This is a genomic window from Nostoc sp. DSM 114167 (genome assembly GCF_052692655.1).
Map to the genome: position 1 here is coordinate 5,790,293 of NZ_CP195116.1, position 16,928 is coordinate 5,807,220.

Sequence of the window (16,928 nt, forward strand, 5' to 3'; positions counted from 1 at the left end):
AAGTAGAATTTTAGGAGCAAACCTCTGTCTTTACAAGCTATTACCGTTCCCACAGCGACTTCTCAACTCCCAGCAGGCTTAATTGTCACTTTGCATGGTTGGGGAGCCAATGCTCAGGATGTAGCATCTTTGTTACCCTTGCTCAACTTACCCAATTACCAATTTGTATTGCCCAATGCACCTTATCCTTATCCCTATTCCCCGATAGGGAGGGCATGGTATGACCTGCGGGGGGAAAATATGTATCAAGGGTTGCCAGAAAGTCGGCAACTGCTAACGGATTTCTTGGAATCTTTAGAAAGTACCACTGGCATACCTTTGTCACGTACCATTTTGAGTGGATTTTCTCAAGGCGGAGCCATGACTTTAGATGTCGGCTCAAAATTACCCTTAGCAGGTTTAGTTGTCATGAGCGGGTATTTACATCCTGACGCACTAACGGCAGCTAAAAGTGCGATTCCGCCGACTTTAATCACTCACGGTAAATATGATGAAGTTGTTCCCCTGCAAGCTGCTTTGAAGGCACGAGAAACTCTAAAGTCTTTAGGAGTGGCGGTAGAATACCACGAATTTGATATGGGGCATGAAATAGATCCAAAAACGTTAGAAGTGCTACGAAATTTCGTTGTAAATACAATTGCTTAGTCAGGATTACGAATTTTTTATAAATTCTGGTACAAATTCTGACAATTTTCACGAACTTAATGACTTCTAATGAGTAATATATATTGGGTGGCTGCGAAAGAGCGCAACTTAACCCATGCTGAAGGCGAGTGCTGCATAAGGAGGGGCAAGTATTATGACAACTCTAAGCATTTCCCAAAAAGAAATTGCTGCCATGAGTGCAGTGGAAGTAGAAAAACTAGCTACACGTCTGGAACTGGATAATTATAGTAATGCTTTTGAGGGTTTAAATGATTGGCATCTATTGCGAGCGATCGCATTTCAGCGTCCGGAGTTAGTTGAACCCTATATCTACCTCTTAGACTTGGAACCCTACGATGAAGCGTAACAATTTTGGATTTTAAATTTTAGATTTTAGATTGGGGTCAACTGGCTACAATCAGAGATTATCAGGGGTTAATGTATCACTTGCTTAATCCGAAAGTACCAATGCAATCTCCTTTAAATCCAAAATCCAAAATCCAAAATCTAAAATTGAACAGGGTTCTTATTGCTGTAGGTGGCGGTATCGCCGCCTACAAAATCTGTGAATTGGTTTCGACGCTGTTTAAAAGTGGGGTAGAGGTTCGAGTTATCCTCACCCGTTCGGCGCAAAAATTTATCACGCCTCTGACAATATCCACCTTATCTCGTCATCCCGCCTACACAGATGATGATTTCTGGCAATCAACTCACTCTCGTCCGTTACATATTGAGTTGGGTGAATGGGCAGATGTGATGGTAATTGCCCCTTTAACAGCTAATACATTAGCCAAATTAGCCTACGGGATGGCTGATAATTTACTCACAAATACTGTGCTGGCTTCTACTTGTCCCGTGCTGTTAGCACCGGCAATGAATACTGATATGTGGGAACAGCAATCGGTGCAACGGAATTGGCAACAGTTATTAATCGATAGCCGATATCATGGGATGAATACAGCATCAGGATTATTAGCGTGCGATCGCATCGGTGCTGGTAGATTAGCAGAACCTCCAGAAATATTCGCTCACATCCAATCGCTGTTACACACTCAAGGCAAACGAGATTTAGTTGATAAACGAGTCTTAATTAGTGCTGGGGGAACGCGAGAATTTCTTGACCCAGTGAGGTTTATTGGTAATCCTTCCACAGGTAAAATGGGATTAGCTTTAGCACAAGCCGCATTTCACCGAGGCGCAAACGTCACTCTGGTACATGGCCCAGCTAGTTGGGATGTACCATTGGGAGTACAAGCGATTCCCGTTGTTAGTGCCGACCAAATGCAGCACGTGATGGTGGAATGTTTACCCAACGCTGATATCATTGTCATGTCAGCAGCCGTGGCCGATGTGAAGCCAAAAGATTATAGTACAGAAAAATTACCCAAGCGATCGCTCCCCCAAACTTTACCCTTGGAACCCGTACCAGATATAGTCGCTCAATTAGCAAAACTCAAACAGCCGCATCAAATATTAATTGGTTTTGCAGCACAAAGTGGAGATATTGTCAAGCCTGCATTAGAGAAATTACAGAATAAAAAACTCGATGTTATTGTTGCCAATCCCATCGATCGGCCGGATAGTGGTTTTGGTAGCGATAATAATCAAGCGATATTTTTAGATATACAAGGAAATCAAGTAGAAATTGCACCTTGTTCTAAATTAGAAATGGCGCATCAATTATTTGATTTTCTTTCTATAGTCTGAAACCTATGAGACAACTAGCAACCGAATCACCATCCACCTGGCGTTTCATCCCAATGCTTCAGACATCAGGGGGAGTGCAAATGGCGATCGATGCTTGGTTGTTCAACCAATTTGAAAAGGGACAGCACCCACCTACCTTGCGTTTTTATACCTGGTGTCCTTATGCTCTTTCCTTAGGACATTTGCAAAAACAATGGCCTGCCCAGTGGCATAATTTGATTTACCAGGGAAAGGTACTCGATCTAGTTCGTCGGCCAACGGGTGGTAGGGCTGTTCTCCACCAAAGAGACTTAAGCTACGCCCTGATTACCTCAGCTAGTAGTGGAAAAAGCTGGAGTACTTATGAAAAAATCTGTAATTTTTTGATCCAAGGCTGGCAAAGCTTGGGTATTGAGTTAAGTTATGGTTCTGCTGGACGGGGTTACATTCATAATCCCAGTTGTTTCAACACAGCAACAGCAGCCGACTTAGTTACTGCCGATGGAAGTAAATTTATTGGTAGCGCCCAACGCAAGGGAAGAAATACAATTCTGCAACACGGCTCGATGATTTTATCTACAGACAAAGGTTTATTTCAGAAAATCTTTGAACAACCTGCTCCGTGGAATACCTCACTTTGCAACACACAGGAACAAGATGACTGGATTGCAAAGATTGTGGAGACATTGACAGAGACGGCAAAACAGTACTTTGGTATAGAATTAGTTACCCAAGCATTTACCGATCTTGAATGGCAAGATATCCTCAAATTGCGATCGCTTTATGAAGTGCGCTCGCCTATTCCCAAACTTGAGGTTATGTAAGAAACACGTAGAAAGTCAAAGTTTTTTTGGAGTAATCACACCTTTGAGAGCGATCGCAGATGAGGACATTGAATCAGAGCAAGATTAAACAATCCTGCCAGTTTAGAAAGAGGCTACTAATTTATTTACAATCAAACTCCCACAAAGATGACTGTTAGAATGTATCCCGACGCATTGGCATTGCAAGGGCACACATTAACAATGCGGTCGATGTATTATACCAATTGGAAAAAAGAATGCGACAAATAGACCATTTGTAGAGACGCGATTCATCGCGTCTTTACCCAAGGATATGTTGCAATTATTAATTGAATTGGTATTAGCATTGCAAGGGGACGCATTGCCATTACAAGGGATTACCAAATTTAATTCGCTACGAATTAATGAAATGCTGTACTTAACAAGCCAAGGTTAAGACTGCAACCTTAAACTTGAGTTTATTGAGCTTGCTAAAACCCAGAACAAGCCCCAAAGCTGGTAAAAATAGTGTGATTGACATAGAGACATCAAGTAGCAATTGGGAAAGGAAACTACTACCTTGAATTGGGTATAACCCGTATGCTCCATAGCTTTAAGTCACTTTTCTAGAATTTACAATATAAGTAAGACATAAAAATAACGCTTCAATTATATGAAAATCCTCTCATCAGAACTAGTCCATTTAGGATTTGGCAAATATGTGCGTTCTGACCAAGTAACAGCAGTTATACCAATAGAAGAGGAGCGAGGCCCAGGGCGACGAACTTTTGTTCACGTTCAAGGGCAAAACGATCCCATTATCGCCTCTCGCGCTGAAGATACCATTGTGCGTGATTTAGTACAGGAACCACGCGAAGTTACTCAAGCCCGTCAGCAGCAGGAAATTCTTCAAGATTTATTGGTTAATTTGGCCAATGTTAATTCCACTGTGCGCCGAATTAACCGTGATGAAGGCAGTTTGGATCTCGATTTGTTAGAACGACGAATTAAGCAAGTCCTGGAAAATTAATTGCAGAAATCAGCAAACTAAACAACGGAGAAAGATATTGCTGAATACCATTACAGACCAAGTTTCAGTATCAGATACACAAACAAGATCGCCAAGGTTGTGGATACCTGAACGGGTACTGTTTACACCTGCTGCCCTAGATGAAGATTGGGGGCAGCAGATTCTTAAACGTGTGCAGTCACTCAACTTACCAATAGAAGAACTATCACAGAACCGCCTGAAGGGACTGCGCGGTGAATCTGAGCGGGATACTTACAATATCGCCAAGCGTACCTTAGCGGTGGTTACTGCACCCCCTAGTTCTTTTAAACTGAGTCCGATCCCACCTTCTGCGGATTGGCAGTTTCACCTTGCCGAAGGTTGTCCGGCTCATTGTCAATACTGCTACTTAGCAGGTAGCTTGTCGGGACCACCTGTCATCCGCGCTTTTGCCAACTTACCGCAGATATTAGAAAACTTAGCTAACTACGAGCAACAGGGTAAAACTACAAGTTTTGAAGTTAGCTGTTACACTGACCCATTGGGTATTGAGCATTTAACTGGAAGTCTTGCTGAATGTATCCGTCACTTTGGCACTCGTAGCAATGCGCATCTACGTTGGGTATCGAAGTTTGATGCTGTGGATGGATTACTCGATTTACCACACAATGGGCATACTCGCTGTCGAATGAGCGTTAATGCCGCACCGATTTCTGGTAAGTTTGAAGGTGGCACGGCATCCGTAGCATCCAGACTAAATGCATTGCGACGGTTGGCGCTACCACGAGAGCGTGGCGGTGGCGGTTATCCAGTAGGCTTGGTCATTGCGCCAATTATGCCGATAGACGATTGGCAGATGCACTATAGTCGTTTGTTTGACCAAATAAACGAGGCACTGGATTTTGATTGTAACCTTACCTTTGAGTTGATCTCGCATCGGTTCACACCTGGATCAAAAGAAGTGTTACAAACTTGGTATCCGCAATCAAAATTAGAAATGGATGAGGCAAAACGCAGTGTCAAGCGTAATAAGTTTGGTGGGACGAAATACGTTTATGAGAAGGACACAATGAAGACGTTGCGTAGCTTTTTTGAGAGTGAGATTAGTAGGCGCTTTCCAAATGCTGAAATTCTTTATTGGACTTAGAAGAATATTTCGCTCATATAGAGTTTGAGCAAATTAATTATTGCACGAGAGAGCGATTGATATATGATGCGATCGCTCTTTTTTCCGGTTGCTCAGGCACAAAGCGTGCTTAAAAATCTAGGACTAAAGTTTTGACTACGAACTTTTTTACCCCTGACCTGGGTTTGGCTACGCCCACGCAAAGCGGGATAATTTGGGCAGACGACAGGCGGCGTTATACATTAATAAGTGTATCTGCAATACCGGACTTGTTCTGGCTTAGTCTCAATAGCAAAGGTTTGGAGATGTTTACTTTATCAGAAACTTCTATCCTGGCGGCAATCCTACTGGTAGCTTTAGGCATTTTGGGCTGGGGCTTTTATCGCGCCAGACCTTTTGGTAAACTGGGAATCTTAGCCTGGTTACAGTCGGTGGTGTTGATGACTCCCTGGCTCCTGTTTTTTGGATTGTTTGCCGCAGGGATTTACATCAATATAGCGGGTATATTGTTCTTAGTGGTCACATCCGCCGGATTGTACGTCTACTTGGGCAGACAGTTACGCCAAGCTGGGCAAGATGCCATCCTCAAGCAACGCGCCACAGAAAGACTCGCTGCTGCTTCCTCACTTGAAGCAAATTCCCCACAACCAAAAGTAGCAGAACTGAAACCAGAGATTCCGCCGATACCAGAAGAAGACTTGAATGCAGTTAAAGGTATTTTCGGTATCGATACATTTTTTGCTACAGAAACGATCGCCTACCAAGATGGAGCCATTTTTAAAGGCAATCTACGGGGAGAACCAGAAGAGACTCACAACCGTCTAACTGCAAGTTTACAACAACGCCTTGGCGATAAATATCGTCTGTTTTTAGTGGAAAATACAGACGGTAGACCTGTAGTGATTGTCCTACCGAGCCGCAACGATCCCCGGCCGATGTTGTTATCGCAAAAAGCCTTTGCAGGTGTTCTGTTGATAGCGACCATTGCTACAAGTTTAGAAGCTGCGGGATTACTGCTAAATTTTGATTTTTTTGCCAATCCAGGGCGGTTTCAAGAAGCTTTGCCCATAGGCGCGGGAATATTTGCGATTTTAGTAGCTCACGAAATTGGTCATTGGTTACTTGCCCAGCGTCACCAAATTCGCCTTAGCTGGCCCTTTTTTCTCCCCGCAGTGCAAATTGGTTCTTTTGGTGCAATTACCCGCTTTGAATCTCTGTTGCCCAACCGCAAGGTATTATTTGATATTGCCTTAGCAGGGCCAGCCGCAGGTGGTATTGTCTCTTTGTTAATGTTGGTGACGGGCTTGCTGCTTTCTCATCCAGGTAGTTTATTTCAATTGCCCAATCAGTTTTTCCAAGGGTCGATTTTGGTGGGAAGTTTGGCGCGAGTTGTCCTTGGTTCGGCGTTGCAGTCATCCCTGGTAAGCGTTCATCCCTTAGTAGTGATTGGTTGGTTGGGGTTAGTAATTAACGCTTTGAACTTAATGCCCGCAGGACAACTAGATGGTGGGCGGATTATTCAGGCGATTTATGGACGCAAAACCGCAGGACGAGCAACGATCGCAACTTTAATTTTACTAGCGCTAGTGTCTCTCGGTAATACTCTTGCCATGTATTGGGCGATCGTGATTTTCTTTTTGCAACGAGATCAAGAACGCCCCAGCTTAAATGAAATCACTGAACCTGATGATGCTAGAGCCGCTTTGGGTCTTTTGGCTCTATTCTTGATGATTACTACGCTTCTACCCCTGACTCCCGGCTTGGCTGGGCGTTTAGGAATAGGATAGTGGTGAGTTAAGAATACAGACGCGATTAATCGCGTCTGTACAGGAGTTAGAAGTGAAGTACATGCGATATTTAGAAAAGTTAAACCTGATTTGTAATTATAGTAATCAATTTATTTACCTTTATCTAAAATTATTATTTTTTAGTATTATTTCTCTAAACTTCCTTCTTGGTGGGTGTGAGAAAGAAGATGAAAATAAGGCGCAGCAAAAACAAATATCAAGACTGGAGAAAGAAGCAGAAAAAAATATTATATCTAAAGTTAAGACTCAAAATAACTACTTCTTAAAGCACAAAAGTTTTTTTAAACCTCCTGACGAACAAGCAACTAAGTATGGCTCATTTCCACCAATTTTTGGAACACAAAAATGCTATCGTTACTATACTCAAACAGATACTAAAGTTTTCTCTCAGACAAGTATTGATGCTGTTTATAGCTATGCCGTTCAAGACGACTGCGGTGGTATGTTCGGCTTTGAAATTAGGTCGTATGTTGGAGCAGTCTTTGCTGTTTGCATGAATGGGTACAAGCAACTTAAAATGATAAGTATTGTCTGTCGAAACAAAGAAAGTTATGAGCTACCCTCTCAACCAGAATATATAAACAGTGTAGTAAAGTGCCCTGCCAACACAATACAAGTATTACCAATTTAACTAACTCTGAAATTAAAAAATAGAAATATTCTCCAATCAGTTGCTTTTTTACTAAAAAACTTAGTTCATTTCAAGATAAATTATTAAGTTCTTGTCAGTGAACCTTCACTGTAATTAAGTGATATGTTCACCGACAGCTTATGAAGAAAATTAACTGAATGGTTTCCAACCTGCTAGCAAATTCGGGTAAGCTGTTGGTGTGGGGAAAATTTTCTGGAAGGCAGTTTGACGCTCTTGAGGCTTTTCTTTGCTCATGTTCCAGAGGGTTTCATAGAAAAAGAAGGAGACTCCAGCAAAATTGCGATCGCGTACTTTTTGCACTTGTGTTTGAATCTGCTGGATTGGTATGGATCGGTTTTTCAAACCAGCCAAAATGCCTACACTGACTGGAATATGGCTCTTTGCCGCTTTCACTTCTGGATACTCTAATTCGCTGATAAAAACATTCAAATCATCCCGATATATTTGCAAAACTAAGTCTTCAACAATTCCCAGCCGTTCCCACTTCTGCCAGTCTGCTAAAAAGAAGTCGTAGGAAAGACGCTGAGGATTAGGAGCAACGGAAACCAGGCAATTTTTTTTAGTAGCTTTGATAGCTGTAAATACCCGTTTCATAAACTCGGTGATTTTGTTAGCTCTCCAGCGTACCCATTCTGGATCTTTGAAGTTTTTGGAGGGAGCTTTACCACTGTGTTCTTTTTTGTAAAGTGCCACTGTATAGGTATCGTATCCTAATTCTGATGGTAAGCCAAAATGGTCATCAAATTGAATACCATCGATATTGTAGTTTCTAACAATTTCAACGATTAAATCTTGAATAAATTGTTGTACTTCTGGACGAAAGGGATTTAGCCAAACGCGATTATGTGTCCCTTCTTTGACAATCCGAGTCCCATCGCTGCGACTAGTGAGCCATTGGGGACGATTTTTAGCTAATAGAGAATCCGCTGGTGCCATAAAGCCAAATTCAAACCAGGGAATCACTGTTAACCCTTTTTGATGTCCCACATCAACAATTTCTTTGAGGATATCTCGCCCTTGCAATCCGGGTGTGGGATCGAGCGATCGCCCAATAACTTTTTGGGCAACTTTGCTAGGATACAATGTATATCCCCAATTCCAAACCGCCGGATATACGGTGTTAAAATTGAGTTCATCAAGCCGTTGCAAAGATCCCTTGAGGCGATCGCGCTCAAATAACACATCACTATCAATATTTGTTAACCACACTCCCCTTAACTCAGATTTTGGCGTTGACGGTAGATTAATTTGAGCGTTCAAAGGGAACGACAAAATCAGCGTCGCGATCGCGCTCAATGTCAGCGTAACGACAAACAAAAGAAACTTTCTACTTTGGCGAATATTCCACCAAGAAAGAAATTCAACACACCACTTTACAAACCTTTTCATCATTATTTAGAATATCTGTGCCACTGAAGGAAACATCGGCATGATAACTAATATTAATGCTTAACCTTTGTTTCCTGCTCTAAAAACAGATTGCCAATATCGAATAAAAGTTGCATAGTACCTCGATAGCCAACTTTGGTAAACTGACCATAATCTAAGCGGTCAAAAATCGGAATACCTTGACGGTAGAGAGGAATTTTTAAGCGTTGAGCGATCGCCACTCCATGAGAGTTGGTAATTAGCAAATCAGATCCAACCGCCAGTTGCTCAAAGTCTTCCAAATCGCCGATAGTGATGCTTTTAATTGGAAGTTTTTCTAACAGAGGAAAGCGTGTTGTTGTCACTGCTGCGTGGATTTCAACTCCTAGCGATCGTAAAAAAGCAACTGTTGACCAAAGCAAATCAGGTTCTAGCGCCAAAGAAACTCGCTTGCACCCAAAGTAAAAGTGATTTTCCAACATCACATGTTGTAACTGACGGCGTTGACGGCGATATTTCTGTGGTACGCTGACACCACTAATATCCGCCAAAGCTTGCAGAAATTTATCTACTGCTGCTAGTCCCGTCAGTTCACCAAATACCTCATAAGGTATATTGAATCTTTGCTCCAAAATTTGTGCTGCACCCCGCATACTATCACCTAGTACCAAAGTGAATACAGAACTACCAATTGAGCGCAACTGTACTACATTTGTGCCATTAGCTGTTATGGCACTAGAAGAATCTTCTATATGACTATCTAGTACGCTAGAAAGATCGGGTACAACAATAGGTACAAGTCCAAAAGAGGTGACAATCTCTTTGATTTCTTGTACATCCCCTGGTGTGAAGGCAGAACTCGCCAAAATAGTGATTTGTGTGGGACAAGGGTCTTGTTTGAAGCCTTTTTGAGGAATTTCCCTGACTATACTCTCAACTGCACCAGCAAAGCCATCCTGTAATGTACCTTTGAAATCCGGTGTAGAGACAAGCACAATTGGTAAATAATCCAGTTCTGGATGACGGTGACGAATCTCCTTCACAAAACGCCCCATATCATCGCCTCTGGTTTCCACCAGCCCAGTGCTACAAAGACCAATAATTTCTGGTTTGGATCTCTGCACCAAAGTCAAGATTGCTTGTTCAACTCTTTCCTCGCCCCCCAAAATAGTTGCAACTTCGGTCATCGCTGTACTGGAAAGAGGAATTGTCTGACGGAAATGTTGTACTAATACTGCTTTAGTCAAAGCAGTACAGCCTTGAGAACCGTGTAATAAAGGCATGATTCCCTTCAACCCCAAAAAGGCTAAAACTGCACCCACAGTTTGGCTTTGCTTCAGGGGATTAACTGCAACAGATGTACTCGTAACGCTAATAATCGCCATCAAATTTTCTCCTCAGAAGAATTTTCTGCTGACCACGGGGCTGGCTGGTATACTTGCTCCCATACAGGGTTGTAAAAAGCGGCATACAGTTCTCGTGCTATTTCTAAAATTCCTATATAGCCCGCATAGGCATGATTGCGTTCAGTATTAATATCTAAGAATGGAATCCTAGCAGTGAGAGAGGTGTCTTGATGGCGTTTATCAGCAATTAACATATCAACGTGATTTTCGTTAATTATCTGTAGGATTTCTTCAGGACTATTTTGTTCTAAAATTATGCCATCTTGACCCAGCAAACTTTTGACTCTAATTTGATCCTCATCAGTATTATTCTTAGTCAGAATAGCAATAACTTCCATCCCCAATTTTTTAGCAGCAAAGATAATCAACCAACTCTTGAAACTTCCAATAGAAAGGATAATGCGCTTACCCTGTAATCGGGTAATATACAGAGCAAGTTTTTCATCTATTGCAGCAGTTTCTTCTACAATTAGCTTTTCTGTACGTTCCTGCAAATCAGGATTATCCAACTTTGCAGCAATATTCCTTAAACATTGATTGATTGACTCTATACCATAGATAGACTCTTCAATATAGGGAATGCCATATTTTTTCTCCATCCCTTTTGCCACGTTGATGAGTGCTTTGGAAGAGAGTATGACGTTAAGTTGGGCACGATGAGCGTAGCAAACTTCTTTGTACACAGCATCGCTTGTAATTTTTGCCAAAACTCTGATACCTAATTTCTCCAATAACGGTAGAACATTCCATATTGCACCTGCGATGTTATGTTCACCAATCAAGTTGATGTTGTATGGTGTACTAGTCTCTGGTTCAGATGTTCCAATAACGTGTTCTAGCAATGCTTCACCAGCAACACGATTGCCCAAATTTTGGTTCCCAATAAAGCCAGGACAATGTACAGGGATAGTAAGTATTCCTGTTTTCTCGGTGGCATCTTTGCAAACTCCTTCGATATCATCTCCAATCAAAGCGGTGATGCAAGTGGAGTAAACAAATACCGCCGATGGTTTGTAGCGTCTTGCTAATTCTAAAATGCCTTTGTACAGTTTTTTGGCTCCACCGAAGATGATATCGTTCTCATCGATATCGCTGGTAAAGCGTATTTTGTACAGCATCGAACCAGAAGAGAGACTGCTGTAACTTCCCCAAATACTGGCAGCACAGCCGCTTGGCCCGTGAACTACGTGAGCAGCATCGGTGATTGGTACTAGGGTAATCATTGCACTATCAAAAGCACAACTCCCTTGAGTAGTTCCAGGTTGGGGTAATTGTGTGGAGGACTTTTTTTTATGCAGTTTCTGCTGTTGACGAGTATCTTCAGAAGTGGAGTCACTGAGTGAATCGTTGATTTTTTCTGGGGTAGGATTCATTTGTTTGGTGACAATAGGTAGAAGTTATTAGGTGTTAAGTAAATTTTAAATTTTCATAAATTTTTAAGTTATTAACCGTGTATTTAAAATATGCAATAAAAGGGAATGATAAAGAGAATTTTACATCCCCTAAAACATAAACACCAACTAGGTTAGAGAAAGAGAAAACAAAAACACGAATTAGACTATTCAAGTATTAATTTTGCTGTGTAAACCTTGAGAAATTAGTGTTAGCACGGTGAAGTTGAAACAAACAAAATTTAAGATTGGCTATTCGATTACCTCCATTTTAAAAGATTTTTCAGGAGTGATGAGTGCTGAGTCCTGAGTAAGAAGTAATGAATAAGTAATATTAATGAATCTTCCTACTTTTAGCCGAGGCATTCGCTACTCAAAACTAATTTGATGCTTAGTCGGTCTAATTTTACTTTTTACTCAGCACGCACTAAACCTTAGCTATCCGCTAATGTTACTTAGCACTCAGAACTGTTTCGGTGAGAGGGTGGGCTATTTTTTGCCCACCTAATACTTACTTTGTATTTAGCACCGGAGTCTAAACAAGAACCTTACTTTTTCTCGCTACCGGAAACTATTTCTACATTGCCTTTTTTCAGTGCTTCTAAGGCTTCACCTTCAGCATCTTCTTGCTTCTTAACAGCATCGGCTTGGCTAATTAGTTTCGCAGCATTTTCTTCACTTTCAAGGATACCGAATTCAATCAACAAATCTTCTAGCTCATCCATTTCGATGGGTGTGGGAACGGCGAGATTTGTATTGTTGATAATCTTGTCTGCTAGTGTGCGATATTCATTAGCTTGGTTGCTGTCGGGTGCGTACTCGTTCACCGTCATCCGACGCAATTCGGCGTGTTGCACGATATTGTCACGGGGGACGAAGTGAATCATCTGAGTACTTAATCTAGCTGCAAGAGTGCTAATCAGTTCGTCTTCCCGGTCAGTTTTCCGGCTGTTACAAATTAGCCCACCCAAACGTACACCACCAGTGTGAGCATATTTGAGAACGCCACGAGCAATGTTGTTAGCTGCAAACATCGCCATCATTTCACCAGAAGTAACGATGTAGATTTCTTGGGCTTTACCTTCACGAATTGGCATCGCAAAACCACCGCATACAACGTCGCCCAAAACGTCGTAGGATACGAAGTCTACATCTGAGTAAGCGCCGTTTTCTTCAAGGAAGTTAATAGCGGTGATGATACCCCGGCCGGCGCAACCTACACCAGGTTCTGGCCCACCTGATTCTACGCATCTGATATCGCGGAAACCAGTGATTACCACTTCTTCGAGTTCGATATCTTCCACAGCACCCCGTTCAGCAGCTAAATGCAGCACGGTAGTTTGAGCTTTACAGTGCAAAATCAAACGAGTGGAGTCAGCTTTGGGGTCACATCCGACAATCAAGATGCGTTTACCCACTTCTGCCATTGCAGCAAGGGTGTTTTGGGAAGTGGTAGATTTGCCAATACCACCTTTACCGTAAAAAGCAATTTGTCTAATTTTGTCGTCGGACATGATAATTTATCCTGCAATTGTTTGTTTGGTGGGTCTGTCAGTTGATGAGGCGTTGGCACAAAGTAGTGCTTACCAGAGTGCTGTCAAGTTACAGCAGTAACCTGATGTAGAACGTTGTTGGAGGTGCTCGTTCTACAGCAAAAAGAGTCTGTATCCAGAACATAATTAAGTTTTGGTCAGTTTTCATTGGCCACTAGTCATTGTTTTTTCTCACTAATGACTAGAGCGATAAGACATCACTCAAGGAATATTGCAAGTATTACCATCCACTCATCCAAATGATTTCTCTGACGGTAGTAATACCACGTGAGTTCGACAGACCTCTCCCGGACAGCCTGCCTCTCCTAAAAGGCGAACGCGAGTGCGTCTGGGTAAGGAGAGGGAGGAGTAACCAGTAAGGAGAGTTTTTGCTCCCCTCTCCTGGTAGGAGAGGGGCTGGGGGAGAGGTCAAAATAGCACTCGTCGAACTCACGTTAATACCAATTGGAAAAAAGAAAGCGACAAATAGACCATTTGTAGAGACGCGATGAATCGCGTCTTTACCCAAGGATGTATTGCTATAGATTCCAAACTGGAAACTCAAATTGAAATCCGAATTACGAATTGAGCATCATCAGTTGTTGTAATCTCCTGAAGGTTGCTCATACCTAAAGAGTGGTTGCAGCAGGATTTAAATTTACGCCAAGTTTTCCCTAAACCACACAACCAACCATTGCAATCCACTCTAAACAGTCGCTACAACTTCCCCGATTTTGCTGATATCGTAACCGCCAAGAATTTCAAATTGGGAGTGAACCATGCGATGTCCCAAAGTACTGAGCAACTGTTGTACAGGTGCTTCTTCCAAATATTCCTTGAGAATCACCAAATCATATCGTGACTGATGTAGAGGGATAAATCCCAGCCCAAAGGCGGTAGCTACAGATGCCGTACTCATACCAGCATCGGCAACTCCTCTGACTACAGCTTGGGCGACATCTTGGTGAGTTTTGAGTACATTATCAAAGCCCTGAACAGCATCGAACGGTATCTGCTCTTTTTGGAGTGTTTGTTCCAAAAGCATCCGACTACCAGAACCGATTTCGCGGTTGACAATAGTCGCCCCTGCAACTAAATCACTAACTGTTCTAATTCCCATTGGGTTCCCTGACTTTAACAAAAGTCCCTCCTCCCAGACACCAAGGGTAATCAGAACTGCTTCCCTCCCAGCCAGAACATCTCGAACAAAGGGAGTATTATACTCACCAGTCTCAGGATCGTAGAGATGCATCCCAGCGATGTGCGCCTCACCTCTGCATAGACTGTGCAATGCAGCCATGCTATTGGCAAAGTTATATTGAACTCGCAGTTGGGGATGCCAGCGTTCGGTGGCTCTTGCCCATAGTGAAATTACAGGGGCACAACCAGCAATCACAACGGTGTTGTGAAGTGTGTCGAGATTATCGTCTAAAAGACGGACTCGAACTTTATTTGTACCTGTAAGGCTTGTACTTTCTCCGTCAGCCGGAATCATATCTTGGCGAAAAGCATCCTTACCAATCAACGGATAAGCTATCCATTGTCCTCCGACACGAGCCATGCTAACTCGCAGTTGCTGACCGTTAGGAACGGGTTTGGCAAGAACGGCTTCAATTTCAGGTAAATCCCGCTCTAACCAGAATAGATCCTCAACTTGACAGCCAAGCGCTTTGGCCAAGCGAAGTGTGATGGCTACTGAGGGAGCATATAATCCCGACTCTACACCACTAATAGTCTGACGAGTTACATTAGCAATGTTAGCCAAATCTTGTTGGCTCATACCTAAGCGAGTTCTAATTGACTTCAAGTTATTACGGAGGTCACTATCCTGCTTCATTGGCTTTGTCTCTTAGTTTCAAAAAGCCGTAGCGGATTTAAATATTGCATCTGCCAAGGCGAAAGTCTGGTCTTTGAGTTTATATCATTTCTCTTGGAAGACTTTTTGTGCTTTCGCTGTCTTGATTCCCCATATAAAAAGACTATCACAGAAATTGCCAATTTGCTTGCGAAGCGCAAATTATTTTTGCAGATGGTTGTTTTTTACCTGCTATTTTGGCTCAAAAGCCCCAAACTCCAATAAACAGAGCATTTATTTTGCAGTCAAGCTTTACCAACTAAATTGGTAAAAAGTAATATTTAATACAGTTTTAGAGATTAGTTTCAGCTTTGATGCTTGATAGATAGACGAGTAACACAAACAGTAGAAAACATACCAACCAATTTCGCTTTTAGGGGTAAATTTTGCCCTGACGAAAAATTACCTATTTGACTAAAGTGAATATGCACATAGCATCAGCAAATAATTGCTGTTTGAGGTTTTTGCACAATCAATTAGGTATTTACCAAAGTATGCAACAGATGGCAACAAAGTAGTGGAGAAAGTAATGATTACCGAAGAAGACTTAGCCCAGCAATTTAACGTAATTATTGAACACACTCACCCACAGGTATGGAACCTGTTAAACCAATGTTATGTGAAGATAATCAATCCTCATCCTCATTTAACAAGAATGAATATAAAAACATGCATCCGCCATACAAAATACATTGGTATTTATTGCCCTGATAGACTAATTAATGCTGTCGTAGAACAAAAAAACCTACTCAAAGAAGTAGCAGAATACTTAGGGCTAGTTGAAGTTGTTTGCTTTAATGCCAATAACTTGATGCGCGATCCACTCTCAAACCTCAAGCAAGCTTATCCCCAGTTGTGGTTAGACTTGCTGTGGATTGTTACTCAAGAACAATAACCTAGTAAACCTGATTTTTTTGCAATATTCAATCTGCAAAAAATCAAAAGTACCAATCTTCATCGCAGCTTCGTTACTTTTGAAGCTTGCCAAAACCTTATGAATCAACCATGCCTACATCCAGATGATTTGCCTTCACCTCAAACAATCAAGCTAAGTGAAATACTATTTCGACAACTTGAAGAAGCAACGAAAAAAAGCTTTTTCCTAGCGTGCGATCGCATGACACGGATTTTGTTATCGAGTTGTCATTGGTATTTCCAAATCAATAGTGGCGTTTTGACGTTGATCCTGATTTGTAATAACATGGAAAGTTATCGCAATATCATGAAAACTGTTCCCCAATTTGCCGATCGCTTAAAACAGTTTGCTAACAGAGCTAAAATTACTGTCAGTTCTCCAATTGACAAAGGCATACCGTGGGTACTCAGCATCGATAATGTCTTACCGGAAGGGGACTTGCCCAGTACTTGATAGATATACCAGAAAAATCGCGATCGCCCCTTTTGCCGAATATTGGCGATCGCGCCAAAATATCAAATCACGGCAAAGCCTTTAAGTGCTTTGTATCTGCTTATTTACCTGATTGGAAGGATAAGGATGAAAATACTTTAGGAAAAACAACTTAAGCTAGAAAGAGCCATATTTATTGGTATCTAATCCTTGCAGTTCCGGTTGGGAGATGTTGGGGAAATATTTGGGTAAAACTGGGGTAATGTAAAAGAGTCAAGATGTTTACAAAGCAGCCGTGTTAAACAAAAATTATGTCGTCC

The 16,928-nt window shown here is 41.9% G+C and carries 16 protein-coding genes; 11 read left to right on the top strand and 5 right to left on the bottom strand.

What is annotated here, in order from left to right:
• The first annotated feature begins 39 nt into the window (after window positions 1–39).
• The 8 genes from NSTC731_RS24580 (at window position 40) to NSTC731_RS24615 (ending at window position 7,687) form a co-directional block, all read left to right on the top strand.
• Window positions 40–645 carry an alpha/beta hydrolase gene (locus NSTC731_RS24580; protein WP_445632162.1) on the top strand — a complete coding sequence of 202 codons (606 nt, stop codon included), beginning with the start codon at window positions 40–42 and terminating at the stop codon, window positions 643–645.
• 154 nt (window positions 646–799) lie between these two features.
• Window positions 800–1,012 (top strand): protein IsiD, encoded by a 213-nt coding sequence (gene isiD / locus NSTC731_RS24585; RefSeq protein WP_322698325.1) that lies wholly within the window; start codon window positions 800–802, stop codon window positions 1,010–1,012.
• A gap of 101 nt (window positions 1,013–1,113) precedes the next feature.
• Window positions 1,114–2,352 carry a bifunctional phosphopantothenoylcysteine decarboxylase/phosphopantothenate--cysteine ligase CoaBC gene (gene coaBC / locus NSTC731_RS24590; protein ID WP_445627213.1) on the top strand — a complete coding sequence of 413 codons (1,239 nt, stop codon included), beginning with the start codon at window positions 1,114–1,116 and terminating at the stop codon, window positions 2,350–2,352.
• Window positions 2,353–2,357: 5 nt separating this feature from the next.
• Window positions 2,358–3,155: a lipoyl protein ligase domain-containing protein gene (locus NSTC731_RS24595; protein WP_445627214.1), complete on the top strand. Its 798-nt coding sequence runs from the start codon at window positions 2,358–2,360 to the stop codon at window positions 3,153–3,155.
• Window positions 3,156–3,786: 631 nt separating this feature from the next.
• Entirely contained in the window at window positions 3,787–4,143 is a 357-nt protein-coding gene (locus tag NSTC731_RS24600; protein WP_104900334.1) for a hypothetical protein, read from the top strand.
• A gap of 103 nt (window positions 4,144–4,246) precedes the next feature.
• Window positions 4,247–5,269 carry a spore photoproduct lyase family protein gene (locus NSTC731_RS24605; protein ID WP_445632163.1) on the top strand — a complete coding sequence of 341 codons (1,023 nt, stop codon included), beginning with the start codon at window positions 4,247–4,249 and terminating at the stop codon, window positions 5,267–5,269.
• 284 nt (window positions 5,270–5,553) lie between these two features.
• Complete coding sequence (locus NSTC731_RS24610) at window positions 5,554–7,035, top strand: site-2 protease family protein (RefSeq protein WP_445632164.1); 1,482 nt, start codon at window positions 5,554–5,556, stop codon at window positions 7,033–7,035.
• A 61-nt stretch (window positions 7,036–7,096) separates the two neighbouring features.
• Window positions 7,097–7,687 carry a hypothetical protein gene (locus tag NSTC731_RS24615; RefSeq protein ID WP_445627215.1) on the top strand — a complete coding sequence of 197 codons (591 nt, stop codon included), beginning with the start codon at window positions 7,097–7,099 and terminating at the stop codon, window positions 7,685–7,687.
• A 150-nt stretch (window positions 7,688–7,837) separates the two neighbouring features.
• Here NSTC731_RS24615 and NSTC731_RS24620 read toward each other — a convergent pair whose 3' ends face one another.
• The 5 genes from NSTC731_RS24620 to NSTC731_RS24640 all read right to left on the bottom strand — a co-directional run bounded on the left by NSTC731_RS24620 (window position 7,838) and on the right by NSTC731_RS24640 (window position 15,242).
• Complete coding sequence (locus NSTC731_RS24620; protein WP_445632165.1) at window positions 7,838–9,097, bottom strand: glycoside hydrolase family 10 protein; 1,260 nt, start codon at window positions 9,095–9,097, stop codon at window positions 7,838–7,840.
• A gap of 53 nt (window positions 9,098–9,150) precedes the next feature.
• Window positions 9,151–10,461: a nitrogenase iron-molybdenum cofactor biosynthesis protein NifN gene (gene nifN / locus NSTC731_RS24625; RefSeq protein WP_445627216.1), complete on the bottom strand. Its 1,311-nt coding sequence runs from the start codon at window positions 10,459–10,461 to the stop codon at window positions 9,151–9,153.
• Window positions 10,461–11,855, bottom strand: a complete 1,395-nt coding sequence (gene nifE, locus NSTC731_RS24630) for a nitrogenase iron-molybdenum cofactor biosynthesis protein NifE (protein WP_445627217.1) — start codon at window positions 11,853–11,855, stop codon at window positions 10,461–10,463. Before nifE ends, nifN begins: the two co-directional genes overlap by 1 nt.
• Before the next feature lie 566 nt (window positions 11,856–12,421).
• Window positions 12,422–13,387 (bottom strand): nitrogenase iron protein, encoded by a 966-nt coding sequence (nifH, locus tag NSTC731_RS24635; RefSeq protein ID WP_445627218.1) that lies wholly within the window; start codon window positions 13,385–13,387, stop codon window positions 12,422–12,424.
• A gap of 724 nt (window positions 13,388–14,111) precedes the next feature.
• Window positions 14,112–15,242, bottom strand: a complete 1,131-nt coding sequence (locus NSTC731_RS24640; RefSeq protein WP_445627219.1) for a substrate-binding domain-containing protein — start codon at window positions 15,240–15,242, stop codon at window positions 14,112–14,114.
• Between the two features lie 547 nt (window positions 15,243–15,789).
• Here NSTC731_RS24640 and NSTC731_RS24645 point away from each other — a divergent pair.
• The 3 genes from NSTC731_RS24645 to NSTC731_RS24655 all read left to right on the top strand — a co-directional run bounded on the left by NSTC731_RS24645 (window position 15,790) and on the right by NSTC731_RS24655 (window position 16,784).
• Complete coding sequence (locus NSTC731_RS24645; protein WP_445627220.1) at window positions 15,790–16,155, top strand: hypothetical protein; 366 nt, start codon at window positions 15,790–15,792, stop codon at window positions 16,153–16,155.
• A gap of 99 nt (window positions 16,156–16,254) precedes the next feature.
• Window positions 16,255–16,629 carry a hypothetical protein gene (locus tag NSTC731_RS24650; protein ID WP_094353382.1) on the top strand — a complete coding sequence of 125 codons (375 nt, stop codon included), beginning with the start codon at window positions 16,255–16,257 and terminating at the stop codon, window positions 16,627–16,629.
• Entirely contained in the window at window positions 16,626–16,784 is a 159-nt protein-coding gene (locus tag NSTC731_RS24655; RefSeq protein WP_445627221.1) for a hypothetical protein, read from the top strand. Before NSTC731_RS24650 ends, NSTC731_RS24655 begins: the two co-directional genes overlap by 4 nt.
• The last annotated feature ends 144 nt before the right edge of the window (window positions 16,785–16,928 follow it).

Bases quoted from the DNA above. Each gene is read 5' to 3' on its own strand.
- isiD (WP_322698325.1), top strand. From the start codon at position 800: ATGACAACTCTAAGCATTTCCCAAAAAGAAATTGCTGCCATGAGTGCA.
- coaBC (WP_445627213.1), top strand. From the start codon at position 1,114: ATGCAATCTCCTTTAAATCCAAAATCCAAAATCCAAAATCTAAAATTG.
- NSTC731_RS24595 (WP_445627214.1), top strand. From the start codon at position 2,358: ATGAGACAACTAGCAACCGAATCACCATCCACCTGGCGTTTCATCCCA.
- NSTC731_RS24600 (WP_104900334.1), top strand. From the start codon at position 3,787: ATGAAAATCCTCTCATCAGAACTAGTCCATTTAGGATTTGGCAAATAT.
- NSTC731_RS24610 (WP_445632164.1), top strand. From the start codon at position 5,554: ATGTTTACTTTATCAGAAACTTCTATCCTGGCGGCAATCCTACTGGTA.
- NSTC731_RS24615 (WP_445627215.1), top strand. From the start codon at position 7,097: ATGCGATATTTAGAAAAGTTAAACCTGATTTGTAATTATAGTAATCAA.
- NSTC731_RS24620 (WP_445632165.1), bottom strand. From the start codon at position 9,097: ATGAAAAGGTTTGTAAAGTGGTGTGTTGAATTTCTTTCTTGGTGGAAT.
- nifN (WP_445627216.1), bottom strand. From the start codon at position 10,461: ATGGCGATTATTAGCGTTACGAGTACATCTGTTGCAGTTAATCCCCTG.
- nifE (WP_445627217.1), bottom strand. From the start codon at position 11,855: ATGAATCCTACCCCAGAAAAAATCAACGATTCACTCAGTGACTCCACT.
- nifH (WP_445627218.1), bottom strand. From the start codon at position 13,387: ATGTCCGACGACAAAATTAGACAAATTGCTTTTTACGGTAAAGGTGGT.
- NSTC731_RS24640 (WP_445627219.1), bottom strand. From the start codon at position 15,242: ATGAAGCAGGATAGTGACCTCCGTAATAACTTGAAGTCAATTAGAACT.
- NSTC731_RS24645 (WP_445627220.1), top strand. From the start codon at position 15,790: ATGATTACCGAAGAAGACTTAGCCCAGCAATTTAACGTAATTATTGAA.
- NSTC731_RS24650 (WP_094353382.1), top strand. From the start codon at position 16,255: ATGAATCAACCATGCCTACATCCAGATGATTTGCCTTCACCTCAAACA.